Source organism: Prolixibacter sp. DSM 2831 (assembly GCF_056493735.1).
This window is the reverse complement of sequence record NZ_CM151379.1, coordinates 251,649-267,914: the sequence shown is the minus strand read 5'-3', so window position 1 is coordinate 267,914 and position 16,266 is coordinate 251,649. Positions and strand designations below refer to the sequence as shown.

Genomic DNA, 16,266 nt, shown 5'->3' with positions numbered 1-16,266 from the left:
TATTTGGAGCTTTTCCATGCTGTTTTTCAAACAGTATCCCCTCAAGCTGTAATTTTCCTTACCTCACGGCCCCAAAATACAGCAATACTCAATCCAACAGTCAAAGTGATTATCTCACCGGTCATTGCGCCCGGATAGGCAGCTATAATTGCTTGTCGCACCGCTTCGGGCACCAAAATCCCCGCCATGACCACCGGAATGATTGAGGGAGAATACCGGAATGCAAAATACCAGACGCTCCAAATCATGAGTCCCACTACAATACCTGCAGGAACCATATAGGCAAACTGCTGCAGCGAACTCCCTGTAATTGATAGTCCCATCAAAAGCGAAATCATTACACCGGCGGCATTTCTTTTTTTACCCATATGGGTTATTCTATTTAATCCCAAGGTGACTAACCAGGCAAAAACCGGCAGCAAAATGAAATTATCGACATTGTGGAAAACCACTCCCAACCAGGGAATATAGTCATTGGCCGCACCAAACCAAGGGATGTAAGGCGTAAGCTCCGGTCTGAAAAACCTCAGAAGAGCAATAATACCAGCCAACAGCAAGCCTAATCCAAACTGCTTGCGCGAAGAAACATCGATACGTTCCTGCGCCACAATGGTGTATGGCAACATACCTGCGACAACCCCCATACCCAATGCCAGGAAAAGAGGTCCAAGCAACTGAAAAATCAGCGCAACGGTAATGTAATTTCCAAAATCCTGCCCAGTTGGATAGGCATAAAGGCTTTGGCTCCATCCATTTGCCACCGAAAGCAGCTTCACAACCGTGAGGAAAACCGTCATGATGCCGAAAAGTCTCACTGAAAAATAGCCTTTTGTCCACCGGACGATCCCAATAACAATTCCGGCAATGACCACCGCAACCAAAATCAACCAGCTAATGGTACGCCAAACGGACAGCTTGCTTTCGCGATCACGATATTCGCGCTGCCAATCCTCCGGAACATGAATTGATCGGCCAAAATATGCGAGTTTATTTCCGGCAAGTTGAACCTGGTATCTTGCTTCACCTGTTCGCAACGGATAATTAGCGGTATCAGCGTACGTAAATTTCCAGTCGGTTCGTTTGTCCAGTTTTTCCGGTATGACCGAAATCTCTTTCAGCCGGAAAATTCCCGTCTGGAACTCGACGTGTAAAAGCGAGTCGACCAACTCGGAAGCTTCCGCCCGGGAAAGATTCGCTCCCGGCCATTTTTCCGGGAATACATGACGATAGGATAACAACTCTCCGTTCCCCGAAACTCCCATTCGAAATTCCTCTGTCCGTTCCTCTACCGAACCTTCCGTTTTCATGTACCTGACCATGAAGTGCGACGGCTCCAGGAAAGTTCCCAAGATTTGCCGATAAACTTCCGGTCCGCCTTCTTGCCAAATAAACCGATGGTCGGTTCCTCCTTCCTTAACAGTAGTTGCAACAGTCCACCTGGCCGAATCGAGCGAAATGCGTTGCGCCATCTCCTTTTTCGCAATGCCAAGCGCCGCTTTTCTCTTGATAGTCATCGAATCATCATCGTGATCAAACCTCGAGAAAAACGCCCACAAAAGAATACCAAAGACCGCTACCGGAAGAATCCATTTAAATACCGGCCTTTTCTCAAGATCACTTTCCACTGCAAAAGGAGCCATCGTTCTTCGTGATGTTTCTTCCTCTTCCGGCTTGGGAGGTCGCCACGCCCAATTTCGGTAGGTATCCGGCAATTCGGTCCACTTTTTATTCCGTAGCCTGAAAAACAGAACAATGAACAGTGGTGTAAGAAACAGAAGGATTATAATGATTCGGTCTATCCAGATTCCGGGAGAACTCGCGACCCACAAGGGCAGTGAGATCCAAAAAACATCCACCGCATAGTGAGTAATAATCACCGGAAGCAGCCCAAACTGCAGATAAATAATTCCGAAAATCACGAACGGTACCAGCATCTCTACCACCCGGGCATACGAAGGTTGATTAGGATAGTTCGCATGACCTAACCCAAATACGACAGTTTGCAGAATCAGTACGAGGATAATCCAAAACCGGTGACTTTTCCAGTTTCGTGTTAACAGAACAACGCCGGCCAATGGAATGGCACGGAACATCGCCTCTTCCCAGAATCCCGCCTGCAACGAAACCGAGAACGGACTGAGCCATGGAAATGGCGTCGCTAAAATATCCGGATCGGAAAGTGTTCCTGCAGGGCTCCACCACCCCAAATGCCGGGTGGTAAACATGTAGAAAGCAATATCAAAGGCCAGCACAATAACCATGAAAAGATAGGCACCCAGAGTTTGTCCGAGAACTAGCTTCGAACTGCCGGCCCTATTCGACCAAACATGCCAGAATTGGACGTGGCGCGGAAATGCCATACGTCCCATGCCTTCACCGGCAGTTATCGACAAACTGACCAACGCACCCATTCCGATCGCGCTCAGGAATCCGTACAAAAGCGTCCGGGCAATGTAATTAGATGCAGAAGTGGAGGTTTCGTAATAAAGCCACGAAAGGGGAAGTTGATTGGCCTCAACCAGAAAAACTGAAAAGAAACAAATAGCAAATCCCCAGATAAATGCTTTACGCCACAAAACATATCGCCTCTTCATCAGGAAGAACAGGCCTATTACAATACCGCCCAAACCATACAGCAACGCCATGAGCAATGTAGCAATGGAAGATAAAGTCGTATTGGAAGAGCGCATCTCTTCATATTTTCGATCAAATGCTTCGGGAATTTTCATAAACCAGGTCAATTCAGTTAACCGGTCACCGCTCACCACTAACCGCAAACGATATTTCCCATCCGCAATGCTCTTCTTGTCATTCTCGTATACAAAGGTGTGGTCGATACGCCCGCTGGGAAGCACCTCGATAGAATGCTCCACTAAATGATAATTTGTCAGATTGGCATGCCAGTCCTTTTGGGCCGCCTCCTCCGCAATGTAACGGGCACGGGCCGAATCGAGCGCAGCGCCTTTGAAATCCTCGGGTAGCTTTTCTTTAAAACCGTACGGTTTTCCTTCCGGTGTAAACCGGAACAACACCTCGCGTGGGTTATACTCCTCAAATTGCCTGACAACCCAGCGATACGGATGATAGTCTCCCCGCTGCATCACGACCGAAAAAGTATCGAGGCCGCCGCCTTCCAACTCTACATAGTTTTGGAACCGATAATCGTTGGTAAAACTCGCTGCCTGCCGGAAGCGTTCCGGCCCGAGCCTCAACCTCTGCGACATTCGGGAGGCCATAGACAAGGCAGAATCACGTGACATCGAGATATCGACATGCACGAGCGGATTGGCTTTTTCAAAATTTTGGTAAACGAAAACACCACTACCCAGCGAAAGAAGCACAAGAATCACCCAGGTAATCGGCTTACGGAAAAGCGAGAATTGATCCATACGGAAAGGAAATTAGTTTGAGGAAAAGCATATTGGTTCAAGATAGTGAAAATTGAGACCCGGAGCAACAGGTTAAACCATGCCACATGAACCTTCAAGGGCAACAAATGCAGCCGATTCGGACAAAATCAAATATTGAATTTCGTGGGTGTATCTACATTGATTTAGTTAGACTGTGCTAATCAGATAGACCTAGAGCTCCAGCGTCAGCTGATCGTCTGTCAATCGAAAAGACATTCGGTGATAAGAGGTTACCCCATACTGCTTAATGGCTTCGCGGTGTGCTTTTGTAGGATATCCCTTGTTCCGGTCCCAGGCATAAACTGGGTATTGTTGATGAAGATCGAGCATGAAATCATCGCGGTAGGTTTTAGCCAAAATCGAGGCCGCCGCAATCGACAGATACTTTCCATCGCCTTTTACCACACAGGTATGAGAAATATCCCTGTAAGGCTTAAAACGATTACCATCAACTAGAATATGTTCCGGTGTAATCGTGAGCTGCTCCAATGCCCGGTGCATCGAAAAGATGGAAGCATTAAGAATATTGACCTCATCAATTTCAGTATTGTCATAATAACCAACAGCCCACGCAAGCGCTTCTTTTTGGACAATTTCCCTGAGCAGGTAGCGATTCTTTTCAGTTAGCTGCTTCGAATCATTTAGCAAATCATTTTGAAAATCGGCAGGCAGGATAACTGCCGCAGCAAATACAGGCCCCGCCAAACAACCCCGACCAGCTTCGTCGCAGCCGGCTTCCACTTTCCCCTCATGTAAAAACGATGCAAGCATGTTTCAAAATTAATCATTTCCCTCGTTAGGAAGGATATTCAATCGTTTTCATCATCGACTTCCATAAAAGCTGAGCCGACCGTTCCCATGTGTAATTCTCCGAACGCTTTTTCCCGCTTAATATTAAATCGCCGGCATATTCCTGGTCGGTATAAATCTTCATCATCGCTGCAGCAATTTCGTCGATGGAATCCGGTTCGACGTAGCAAACCGACTCGCCTCCTACCTCTGGCAATGACGACGAGTTAGAACAAATAACCGGAACGTCGGCAGTCATTGCTTCGATAACCGGTATGCCAAATCCTTCGAAGAACGGAACAAACGTTAAAGCTAAAGCTGCTCCCATCAACTGCACCAATTCTACATCGGGCACTCGTCCGGTAAAATGAACACGGTTTCCACATTTCATCGAACGGTGTGCTCTCGAAATTCCGCTCGTTTTATGCATAGCACCGCCAACAATCAATAAATCTATTTCTGCATTCGATTGTTGACAAAATTGGTCGAAAGCCCGCAGAAGTCCAACCAGATTCTTGCGCGGCTGAAGCGCACCAACAAACAGAAAATAGGGTCGACCATTGGTATATTTTTCCCTGACTTTGCGAATCGCCGGAACTGGCAACGGGTGAAACATGTCACTAACGCCGTTGGGAACGACGTCAATCTTGTTTTCGGGGATATGATATTTCTGCATCAAATCGTCGCGCGAAAATCCGGAAACGGTAACCAGCCTTTTGGCCTTTTGAGCATAACGCGGAACAAAGTGATGCTGGAACCACCGGTGTGAAAATCGCAAATCCTGGGGACGGTGCTCAAAACTCAAGTCGTGTATCACCAGTGTTTGCGGGACATTGGTCCTTAACGAAGCGAAACCATCAGTCGATAAAAACAGGTGCGCGTTCAGTCCTTTCAATGCACGCGGAACGACCCGTTCGAACCAAAGATACCAGAGCAACGGATGACGGGCCGGCGGTCCGAAAACCACCGGAGTGACATTGGAACTATAAATGAATTCGTGTGAATAAGGCCGGTCGAAAAGAAAGAAAAAGCGATGCTCCGGATGATTGGTCGTTATTCTACGCAACGTTTCGTGCGTAAACCGCCCAATTCCTTCCAGCTTGCCGGGAAGCAACAACCTTGTATTCACAACAATATTCATATTCCGTTAAATAGAATCGCTAAAAAGCAAAGGTATTTATCCTTAGCTAACCTCGCACGGAAAATTTCTTAATTTTGAAATAAAGCAAAACTATTCACCTTGCAAAAGAAATTCGTCACCAACCTACTCTTGCTCATTGTCCTGAATTTGCTGATAAAACCGTTCTGGATATTTGGCATCGACCGGACGGTGCAGAACATGGTTGGAGCTGAGTCGTACGGATTTTATTTCTCGCTGCTCAATTTCACGTTACTGCTCAACATGATTCCCGACCTGGGAATTACCAATTATAATAACCGGAACATTGCCCGTCACACACAGCTTCTGAATAAACACCTGGCTAACGTATCGGGACTGAAAATAATCCTGGCAACCATTTATGCCATTGTTTCGATGGTTACAGCGCTGATTATCGGTTATTCGGCGGCACAAATTTCGTTGTTGGTTTTCCTGATTCTAAACCAGATTTTCATCTCCTTCAGTCTCTATTTTCGCTCAAATTTAACGGCTCTCCACCTGTTTCGTACTGATAGTCTTTTGTCGATACTCGACCGCTCGTTGATGATTCTTTTTTGCAGCATCATCTTGTTTACGGATGTGCCCCATCATACCATGCACATTGAGTGGTTCGTTTACATTCAAACGTTTTCGTATCTGCTGGCTGCCATCATCATTTTCGCTGTCGTGAAACACTATTCGGGCCATATCAAACTAAGTTTCAATCGCTCGTTTTTCATCATTTTTCTGCGGAAGTCCTATCCTTACGCGCTGCTCATCTTGCTCATGTCGCTGTACACACGAATGGATTCGGTGCTCATCGAACGCCTGCTCCCGGCAACAGAAGGAAGAACCGAAGCCGGAATTTATGCCCAGGCTTACCGCTTGCTCGAAGCTGTTTCAAACTTCGGCGTGCTTTTCGCGGGGATGCTGCTTCCCATCTTCTCCCGAATGTTGAAAAAGCAGGAAGACATTCGTCCGATGCTGCGGTTTTCCTTTTTGCTGATTATTGCTCCGGCATTGCTGCTCGCTTTCTCTTCCTGGTTTTTCCGCAAAGAAATCATGGAAGTGCTCTATCACCACCATACATCGCAATCGCCGCTCATTCTGGGAATATTGATGTTCACGTTTATTTCGATTGCCACCACCTACATTTTCGGAACACTGTTGACCGCCAAAGGAACGCTAAAACAACTAAATATTTTAGCGGTGGGAGGCGTTGTTCTGAACCTTATCCTCAACCTGGTGCTGATACCTAAGTTGATGGCTTTAGGCGCGGCATGGGCAGCCTTAACGACACAATCAGTGATGGCGCTGGCTCAGGTTATTTTGGTGTACTACCTTTTCCGGTTTACACCGGATTTCAAACTCATCATACGCATACTTTTCTACGCGTTAGCTGTCATTGTATTGGGAATTTTCTGTGCCGGATGGCAAAGTTGGCTGCAAGGATATCTGACCATGCTGGCGGGAGGTGTTATGCTTGCTTTCGGAACCGGGCTCATCAGCTTGAAGACATTGCGAGCCATTTTAACTGAGCAATAAGCGGCTGAAAGGGAAAATTAGTGCGATAAAGTAAAGCGGAAACTTACACCAATGTTGGAATTGGCCGTAGGATAGGACAGCGAAATAAACGGATTATTCACAATACGGTCGTAATACAACCGGACGATAAAGGCTTCACTCAGGTTGTAGTCGGCCGATAATTTAATGGTCATTGCCTGCTGGCCAGCCGTGAGCTGATCATCCGATTCCACCAGTTTTCTCAAAACCGTCTTGTTCTTCCGCAAGCCAAAATCAGCCCTGACTTGCAGGTCGTTGTTCAGGGTCTTCTGCGAGTTCTTCGTTTTGATGAACAGTTTTAAATCCTCGAAACGGTAGCCCAAACCGACACTCATCTCGTTGTTGTACACTTCTGTCAACTGATTATTCGTTAAGCTGAGTGTCAGATTCCGTGACTTCCGGTATTCAAAGCGGGTCGTCAGGTTATTCAACCAGGTCACATCCACGTTAAACAGCGGACTGAACGACTCATTGATACTGATGGCATTGATGTCGTTCTTTGGCAGGAAGTTATCCTGATAATCACGCACATAGCTGAAGCCATCACCAATTTCGTCATAATTCAGGTTACTGATAAACGAACCCACGTTATAAGAAGAACGGTAGGCATGTGAAATACTGACCGTTTTCATTATATTCTTCAAACCCGGAACAGCGTTAACAGCACCATTGTACTGAAGACGCCAGTTAGGCATCATGAACTTGACCGAAGGGAACGGATCGAGCGATACTTTATTTGGATCGGTTCCGGTATACGCAGCAAAGAACGAAGGTATCAGAACCTGAGCAGCGGTTGGACCATAGCCATCGGGGAATCCGGTCGTCGGATCAGTTTTACCCGGATCGTATCCCTGGTTCGGATTCGCCACCCGCTGAGCGGCTAACCGACCGGCAATAATATGACGGTAATCCCGAAACTTATCCCATGCCGAAGATTGCTGCACACCACTGGTACCCAGCTTATCGAAAGCTGATCCGATTGTAATAACCGACATGGTGAAGTTCCCGAAATAATTTTTGTTGTAAGCACCCCAGCCATCCTGCGCATCGTACAAATAGAATTCCGATGAGTTTTCGGAATAACTCCGGTTGGCCGTCAAATCAATTTTCAATCCCGGAATGGGTTCGAGTTTAGCCCGCAGGTTCAGCGTATTGTTGTGGGTCATCTGGTACGGGCTGTTTTGAGCAGAATCCGTCGTCATCCAACCATTCTCAATTGCTCTCCAGGCAAAGTTCGGGTCTTGTTGTCCAAAAACGAAGGGCCAGCCCGGAGCCAACGATTTAACCGTGCTTCCATCCGGTGCATAGTTATCCAAACCAAAATAGCTGGTGTTCGGCAGGTAACCCGGAAGAACCGTTCCATCGGTTTGGGTATAGGAAATATTGATATCGCGAACCATCATCAGCAAACGCGACGTGTATTCAGCTATTTTCAAAGCGATATTGGCTGAGGGCTTCTGCGTGCCAACGACCAAAACATTCGCATTGTTATAATCTTTCGGCGCAGTAAAAGTCACCCGGTTGTCATTCACCACTTTCACATCACCGTTAATGGGTTTTCCTGTGGCATCGGTAACAGTTACCCGAACATCTTTCGTACCTAGCTTATGGAAAATCGAGCGGGCCTTCCCTGCCTTTAGGTTCAGTCCCTTGTCTGCAAACCTGACTTCTTTGCCATTTGCTCCGTTTCGGGTATCCGTTCGCATTGGAGAAGGGCGTCTCATCATGCTTCTCCTTCCTCTTCCTCCTGAATATTTTTGATTTACTTTTCTCAGGAACGGGACTTTGTTATACAGGTTCACCAGGTTGGCCTGCCCGTTAAATTGCATTGAGCGGGAATTTTGAATAATGTTACCTAGTTGGTATTCGCTGCTCGTAATCGGTCCGGTATCCCAGTCGAAAGTTGATTGATAACGAGCCGAACCCGAAGTCCAGTTCAGTAACGGTATTTTGTTGATCGGCAAAGTGTACGACGCATTGACCGTATGATGATAATGCGTGTTACGACCTCCGTCGAGAATACTCTGAATAATCGTGTCGCGCCGTGCCTCATACTCATCCTGATTCTTGTTCAGCCTTGCTCCCAACGGCTCTTCCACACGTGATGTATTCTGGGCCGAAACATCCAGCTTCAAACTGCGGGTGAGGCTGTATCGCAAATCATAGTACCTGTCCCAGATAAAATCTTTCTCGTAAGAAGAAGGGATTATGAAATCGGGATTGGTGATATTCCGATACTGTAGTTCGCTGTACCGCCGATTCATATCCGAACGGAAAGAAATCTGCTCCGGCGAATAATAGAAGTTGAAATCACGAATCAGCGAGAACCACGGTGAGCGGAACAACTTCACATTTTTGAAGGGCTCCACAGCCTTTGGACGTGTGTTGTAGTTGTACGAAAACAGCATGCGTGTATTACGCGTTTCGTTCCTCGTGGTGTTGATATCACGGTGATAATACTGGTTGAATGAATAGGTCACTGCGAAATTCGAAATATCATAGACCTTGGGTTTCCCTTTTTTGTTAGGCTTGTCGATGTGCACATTCGTGAAATTGATACTTCGGCGGGTCGTATAATCCTGCGAAATTCGCTTGATGGAATCCCTTTCGGACTTATTCGCGGCAGCATCCAGCGCATCTTTCAATTTCACATCCGGGTCGAGCGGCGAATATTCAGGCGTTTGCACCGCTTTCGAAAAACCGAGGTACATCGGAATCTGCACTCCCGACTTCTCACCAAAGAATTTTCCTAACTGAAGATTCGTAGAAATATCGTATTCATGATTGTCTTCCATGCTGCGCTGCTGCATCTTCGAATCGATACTTCCAAAGCCGGCAGTACTGGTTCGTCCGGCAAACGAATAGGTTCCCAAATCAGCCAGGTTACCCGAAACGCGGCCGAGGGCTGCCCAACCACCTTTCTCGTCGAAATCCGTCAGACGAAGTTCGTTGACCCATACTTCCACCGACTTACTTCCCGGATGCGGACTACCATCCTTGTTCCGGATACCAATCATCACCGAAGTCACCTCTCCCAGGTTCGGATTACCCTTCACCTTGATGATGTTCTGGTTGTTGTTCACACCATTCTGAATCTTTTCAAAGACATCATTCAGCGAAAGCTGGGAACCGGCTTGCCGCATTTTGGCATTCCGTTCAAGCTTCAATTTTGGCAACAGATCAAGCGGGATATACATTCGGTTGGCTTCAGGCCATACAATCAACCGGTCGTTCTGCGAATCATTACTGTAGTAACCCGGAGGCGTCAGCTTCAGCGGTATTTCGTATTCGTAATAGTTGTAGCGGTAATCCGACCCGATGCGAATGAAAAGCGACAGATCATCATCGTTCAGCGCATGGTTTTTAATTGCTTCGGCATGCACCTCCATTTTCAGCGTTTTATACCGCCGCATATCCACTGTGGTGGTTTTGTATGCTGCCCGCGCATCGCCGGTTGGCAGATCGATCGTCCGCAGCACCATCGACTGTTCGTTCAGTTGCCTGATTTGCGGGTTGGCGGGGTCAATCACACGGCTGATCCCAGGAGGCAACACATAGTTCACCGGTTCGCGATTCGCATTTTCCTCGATGTTGACAGCTGATATCTCGAACTTGGTATTCGGAGAAGGAACACTGTTGTTTTCCGACAAATCCTTCTCGTAAATCCGCCAGTCAGAGCGAACCAAATCGAGCGTAGCAAAACGCAATACAACTGGCTTCTTCCATCCGCGCAGGAACATCCGCATAAACCGGATGGAACGGAAATCGGAAATGGTTCCAATGGTCGAAGTCGGTTGTTTGACCGGAATCTTGAACTGGTACCAGGTAATCTCCGAAGTGGTACCATCTTTCAGTTTAACACGCGCCGTTTTCGCGTCGGTGATGTAATTCTTTCCAACGGCCAAATCCTGCCGGTCCAGCTTCAGGTGATACTGGAAATAAGACTCATTCTCACTTAACGTGTTATCGTCGTTAATATCTTCCGCATCAGGGATTGATGTTGCGGCCGTACTATATGGTTCCGGCGACATATCGGACGTCGGCGAGTTGCCATCGGGATTGTTGTAATTTTTGTATCGCTGAAGAATACCCAGCTTTTCATTATCGTAATCGGTTCCCCGGAAATAATGGAAGTTATCATTTGCCGGATCGTCATAAACCTTGGCATATACACTATCAAGCAACAAGCCCTTCAACTGGTCGAGATACGTTTTATAAAAACTCTCTTCATCCTTCGAGTCTAAACCATCCAAACCAACATCCTGGTAACGGCGGGCCTGTGGATTATTGTCGAAAGCCTTCACCAACGACTGTTGTCTCGAAACACGGCCCCAGGCAGTCGTATCGCAGGTAGCTGCGTAATTACCATCGGCTGGCAATCCGTTCTCAAACGATTTTCGTCCATCACGAAGAATATCCTCTGACACATTTCCCAAGTCGAAATACAAGTCTCCACCGGGATTTTGCTGCAACGTATCTTCGGCAAACGGATCCATCATCCAAAACTCGATGTACTCGATATTCGCCGCTTCAAAATCGCTGGTTTGAACCTGTCGCATAATTCCCCCCCAACGCGTCTCCGGCTGATTCAAAGAACCATCTTGAGCCACACCCGCTGAATAAGCCGAAGGATAGGTATCGAAGTTATAAGGGCCTTTTTCCGAAGGATAATATGCCAAATCAAGTGTCGGGATATTGGTAGGCTGTCCCACGGGAGTCTGTCTGTCAGGATAAATTTCACTCTGATACACTTCGCGCACATAGTTACTCGAGCGCTGCTTCGGAAACTGTATCAGATGCTTTGGTGTCGTCGCTGTATTTCGCTGCAAGAGCGGATCGATAACATACCACGCCAGCTTTGCCCGGTTGTAACCATTGGCCAGGTTGTCAACCAGCTCCCCTTCCGGGAACATGTCTTGTCCTTGTGGCGTACTGGCGAAAGTCCACGCATGCTGCGTTTTCATATCGATGGTCGTTTTAGTCCCCTCGAAATCATCGATATACACTGCACCTTCGTTCGAGATCACCTTCGAGTGTCCGGGAAGTAACTGAGCAAACTCCGCATCCACAGCCACTTTCGATTCTGCTTTCGTATCCAGGAAGGGCAGTGCATCTACCAGATTGGTAATCAGCTGCGATGATGTTTTATACGAAGCATTCAATCCCAGCATGGTATTCGAAATGGGATCTTCACCGTAGTTCACTTTCTGCGTCAGTGGTTTTTCGTGCAGGTACATTACCGTACCGCCCAGGTTGAAGTTCTTGTTGAACTCGTAATTCATGTGCGTTCCCAGCAAGGTCTTCCGCTGCATACTGAACAGATTGTTACTCTCGGTGGAAACCGAAATAGGCGTTCCCGATTCGAGCAGCCCCTGGTTAATAATCTTCACCGTTCCCTGGGCGTAGTCCACCACATAATCGACGTTTTCCGTCAGCTCCCGGCCACCGGCAGTAACTTTCACCGATCCCCGCGCGACGTTAATTGTGTTCAGCGAAATTTCGTTACTGGCAGTTCCCTTGTAACTACCTACCAGCTGATATTTGTTTTTCTCCGCATCCTGTTCGGCTACCGTTTTTGTCTCGTCGTACAAACTCTGGAAAACATACCGGTCGATTGCCGTCTGATCACTTCCAAGTTGCTTTTTCAGGTTGGAACCGAATGGCTGAACCACCGGGAAGAACACCCGTCCGGTAGCAGCATCGATCGTCACGCCGTCGATGAAGTCGAAAAGTCCGTCGGGATAGGGATCCTTTTGCTTGTTCAGATTATCAAGGTTCATCACCTTCAGCAGTATTTTCTCCTTCAGCGGACCGGTCGGCAGGTAATTCAGGTTGGTACCCGTCGAATCGTTCTGGTATTCCACGTCGAAACGAAAATCTTCCGGAGAAAGCTGATAAGCTCCGAGATTATAGACGTTTTTCATCATCAAATCCCAGTTCTTGAATTTGGGATTCAAATCGGTGCCTTTAATTAATTTCAGAACCAGCGTTTGCGGAGCATCGATACCATCGGTCGAGAATTCACCCACCTGGTAGGTTTTCCCGTTGGCCGTGTACTGGTAAGCGACAGCCAACACCTCATCCGCATTCAGCGCTGAGTTGAGCGAAATGTAACCCAGTTTCTTATTGACGGTATATTCTGAAGGAGAGAGCCTGCGGGCATTTTCTATTTTTTCGTAGTCGCGGCCGGCCACAAAACCACGGCTGGCCAACGGAGCCATTACCTGTGTCAGCTGTGCAATATTACGAATACCGGAATAGGTAGACGTGATGGACTTATACATTTGGTTGGCACCGTTGAAAGTATAAACGTTTTCCGGGTACGAGAGTCCGGGCGTATCGCCAAATTCAGAAATGGATTGATTCTCACGGTTCGCACCCCGTTCACCCAGGTCGGTTAGTGCCAGAATATTCCGGGATTCCTTAAAGTCGTTAGATTTATTGGTGACCCACACCTCCACCTTGTTGATGGTAATGGCGGAATTGATAACCGGAAGGTTGGCCAGCGCCTGATCGTAGTGATCGTAAAAATACTGCCCGAGGAAGAAGTGCCGGTTGGCATCGTAATCCGTTACATCGAGCTTGAACTTGGTCTTTTGGGCACCGCCCTCCGTTTCGATGGTCTTGGTTTCTCCTTTTTGTTGCGAGAAAATTGTCGAAACCGCGAGTTTACCAAACTGCAAATCCGTTCTTACCCCGAAAAGGTTGGTTCCTCCGGTAATCAGGGAACCCGATAACGGCATTGAAACATTACCGGCCTCCACATTCTTCACGATCTCATCTTCATCGCCGGTGTAGTTCAGCTTCATCTTGTTTTCAAAATCGAAAGTCGCTTCGGTATTATAATTCACCCGCATATTCAGCTTACTTCCGATTTGTCCCACCACATTCATGTTCACTTTCTCGTTGAAATCGAATGTCGTGGTTTTGCGCATCCTTTCGGGAATAGAAGGATTATCGATGCGGTTGGTTTGCACGCCAAGGCTCAGCTCGACGTAACCCTGCGGACGAATGCTCACGGTATTGGAACCGAAAATTCTGTTGAAGGATTCGCCACCTACCTTGAGTTGGGGAATGAGTTGCGACTGTTGTTCGAAGGATTGCTGTGCCATCCGTTGCCGCCAGTAGCGCTTAATGGACTCCTGAAAATCCCAATGGCGGTACTCTTCCAGCGACATGGTTCGCGGTAGCCGGTAGTTGAAGTCTCCAATCCGGTCGTAGAAAATATAATCGCCGGTTTCCGGATCGTACTCCACCTCCTTTTTCATATTCGAAGGATCATGAAGATACAAGGCGGATGAATCCTGTTGTCCTGCATTTCCGAAGGGGCCTTTATCCCGAAAGGGATAGGGTAATTTCCCAATGGTATCTACGGCAAGCGTATCACCCTCTTCTTTAACCGGACCGTTATCATTCCACCTGACTGCTCTTCCCATGTTGACCGACGCATCACTGTTTCCGATGATGGACACAACGATGATCAGCAGGGGAATAGCCAGTATATATCTACGGTACCTTCTCAACACCAGCTACTACAAATTTTTTTCCGCAAAAATGCAGGGAAAGGGAGCCCTCAAAGATTTTTCAGCGCAATTTTAATGGTTTCCTCAACAGAAATACCCGGATTGTCGGAAAAAATCCGGTCCAGTGCTTTTTCGATTGCCCGCTTGTTGAACCCCAGCATCACCAAAGCAGATAACGCTTCTTCACGCGTGGTATTGTCCTCTTTGTCGAAAACCTGCACCGATTCTGATGATTTACCGATTTTATCCTTCAAATCGATAATAACCCGCTGCGCCGTTTTGGCTCCAATGCCTTTGATACTTTTGAGCACATTCACATTCTCGGTAGCGATGGCGTCTCTCAGCTGCTCCGGTTGATACGATGAAAGCATCATAACAGCCGTGTTGGCTCCGATGCCGTTCACCGATATCAGTAACCTGAAGATTTCCCGCTCATCCCGGTCGGCAAAACCATACAGGAGATGAGCATCTTCGCGAACAATTTGCTGAAGAAAAACCGTCACATTTTCCCGTCCGTTCAAACGGGTATAGGTGGTTAGTGAAATGTTGATAAAGTACCCGATACCTCCGGCCTCAACAATGACCGAAGCAGGCGTTAGTTCAGTGATATTTCCCTTGATGTATTCGTACATCCTTTGCGTTCATTCAAGTTTATTCATGGAATCGGGAGAACTCTATTCTCCCCCGGTTCGATCGATCTCCTGGCTCTGCAGCGGATCTTTCGAAAACTCTTTGTACTGCTCCCGGTTCAGGAACAGGTCGATGGCCAGGTACATGGCGTTCCGGAACGAATCTTCCGACGCATTACCTTCTCCGGCCAGACTGTAAGCCGTTCCGTGTCCCGGCGATGTTCTTACAATAGGCAAGCCTGCGGTGAAATTCACGCCCGACTCGAACGACGCCAACTTAAACGGCGTCAGTCCCTGATCGTGGTACATGGCCAGAATAGCATCGAACTTTTTGTAATCGGCTGAACCGAAAAATCCGTCGGCCGGATAGGGTCCCATGGCGATAATCCCTTCTTCATTGGCAGTCTTGATGGCCGGAATAATTTCGCGCTCTTCTTCGTCACCAATCAATCCATGGTCACCGGCGTGCGGATTCAATGCCAGAACTGCAATACGGGGCTTGTGCAACGTAAAGTCTTCCATCAATGTCCGGTTCAATACCCGGAGTTTACTCATGATCATCTCCTGGGAAATCGTCGAGGCCACTTTCGACAGCGGGATGTGCTCGGTAACAATACCAACCTTCAGGTCGTTGCTCACCATCAACATCAGGTGATCATCCGCCTTAAACTCTTCAGCCAGGTACTGCGTGTGTCCCGGAAAGTGAAAAACGTTGGACTGAATGTTCTCCTTGTTGATAGGAGCTGTAATCAACACATCAATCTTCCCCTCTTTGATATCCTTAACAGCGGCTTCGAGAGCCATGTAGCTCGCTTCACCGGCCATCTTGGTCGACTTACCCAGTTCGACCCGAATATTCTCATCGATACAGTTAATGATATTGGGCCGTTTGGGCACTGCTTCTTCCGCCGTGTTAATATGGTTAAAACTGAAATTATTAATATTTAACGCCTTTCGGTGATAAGCGGCTACTTTGGGCGAACCGTAGACAATGGGAGTACAGTTTTCCATTATCCGGTTGTCCAGCAGAGCCTTCATGATAACCTCATAACCAATTCCGTTGATGTCGCCGTGCGTAATTCCGACCTTGACAATATGTTGCTTCATAGTCCTGTCTAAATGTTAGATTTTCAACAATTCCCCCAAGGAGAAAGGATGGTCAAATTTAAACTTTTCTTCGGTATATCCCTGACCGCCCCGCGTTTTTATAGAGG

The 16,266-nt window shown here is 47.5% G+C and carries 7 protein-coding genes; 1 reads left to right on the top strand and 6 read right to left on the bottom strand.

The genetic code is table 11. From position 1 onward, the window contains the following. Positions 1–41: 41 nt before the first annotated feature. From AC060N_RS01065 to AC060N_RS01055, 3 genes are all read right to left on the bottom strand, one after another. Positions 42–3,389 (bottom strand): CPBP family intramembrane glutamic endopeptidase, encoded by a 3,348-nt coding sequence (locus tag AC060N_RS01065; RefSeq protein WP_479525528.1) that lies wholly within the window; start codon positions 3,387–3,389, stop codon positions 42–44. A 192-nt stretch (positions 3,390–3,581) separates the two neighbouring features. Continuing rightward, entirely contained in the window at positions 3,582–4,181 is a 600-nt protein-coding gene (locus AC060N_RS01060) for a ribonuclease HII (RefSeq protein WP_479525527.1), read from the bottom strand. A 25-nt stretch (positions 4,182–4,206) separates the two neighbouring features. Beyond that, positions 4,207–5,340 (bottom strand): glycosyltransferase family 4 protein, encoded by a 1,134-nt coding sequence (locus AC060N_RS01055; RefSeq protein WP_479525526.1) that lies wholly within the window; start codon positions 5,338–5,340, stop codon positions 4,207–4,209. A 99-nt stretch (positions 5,341–5,439) separates the two neighbouring features. Between AC060N_RS01055 and AC060N_RS01050 the strand changes: the two genes are divergently transcribed. Beyond that, on the top strand, positions 5,440–6,882 hold the full coding sequence (locus tag AC060N_RS01050; RefSeq protein WP_479525525.1) for an oligosaccharide flippase family protein: 1,443 nt from the start codon (positions 5,440–5,442) through the stop codon (positions 6,880–6,882). A gap of 17 nt (positions 6,883–6,899) precedes the next feature. Here AC060N_RS01050 and sov read toward each other — a convergent pair whose 3' ends face one another. From sov to pdxA, 3 genes are read right to left on the bottom strand one after another with little or no spacing between them, the layout of a single operon-like run. Beyond that, a complete protein-coding gene (gene sov / locus AC060N_RS01045; RefSeq protein ID WP_479525524.1) occupies positions 6,900–14,423 on the bottom strand; it encodes a T9SS outer membrane translocon Sov/SprA in 7,524 nt (2,507 codons plus the stop codon). Positions 14,424–14,473: 50 nt separating this feature from the next. After that, the gene (gene ruvA / locus AC060N_RS01040; protein WP_479525523.1) at positions 14,474–15,055 is read right to left on the bottom strand and encodes a Holliday junction branch migration protein RuvA; all 582 of its coding nucleotides are present in this window, start codon (positions 15,053–15,055) and stop codon (positions 14,474–14,476) included. Between the two features lie 42 nt (positions 15,056–15,097). Further along, the gene (gene pdxA / locus AC060N_RS01035; protein WP_479525522.1) at positions 15,098–16,159 is read right to left on the bottom strand and encodes a 4-hydroxythreonine-4-phosphate dehydrogenase PdxA; all 1,062 of its coding nucleotides are present in this window, start codon (positions 16,157–16,159) and stop codon (positions 15,098–15,100) included. Positions 16,160–16,266: the final 107 nt, after the last annotated feature.

Bases quoted from the DNA above. Each gene is read 5' to 3' on its own strand.
- AC060N_RS01060 (WP_479525527.1), bottom strand. From the start codon at position 4,181: ATGCTTGCATCGTTTTTACATGAGGGGAAAGTGGAAGCCGGCTGCGAC.
- ruvA (WP_479525523.1), bottom strand. From the start codon at position 15,055: ATGTACGAATACATCAAGGGAAATATCACTGAACTAACGCCTGCTTCG.
- AC060N_RS01065 (WP_479525528.1), bottom strand. From the start codon at position 3,389: ATGGATCAATTCTCGCTTTTCCGTAAGCCGATTACCTGGGTGATTCTT.
- AC060N_RS01055 (WP_479525526.1), bottom strand. From the start codon at position 5,340: ATGAATATTGTTGTGAATACAAGGTTGTTGCTTCCCGGCAAGCTGGAA.
- pdxA (WP_479525522.1), bottom strand. From the start codon at position 16,159: ATGAAGCAACATATTGTCAAGGTCGGAATTACGCACGGCGACATCAAC.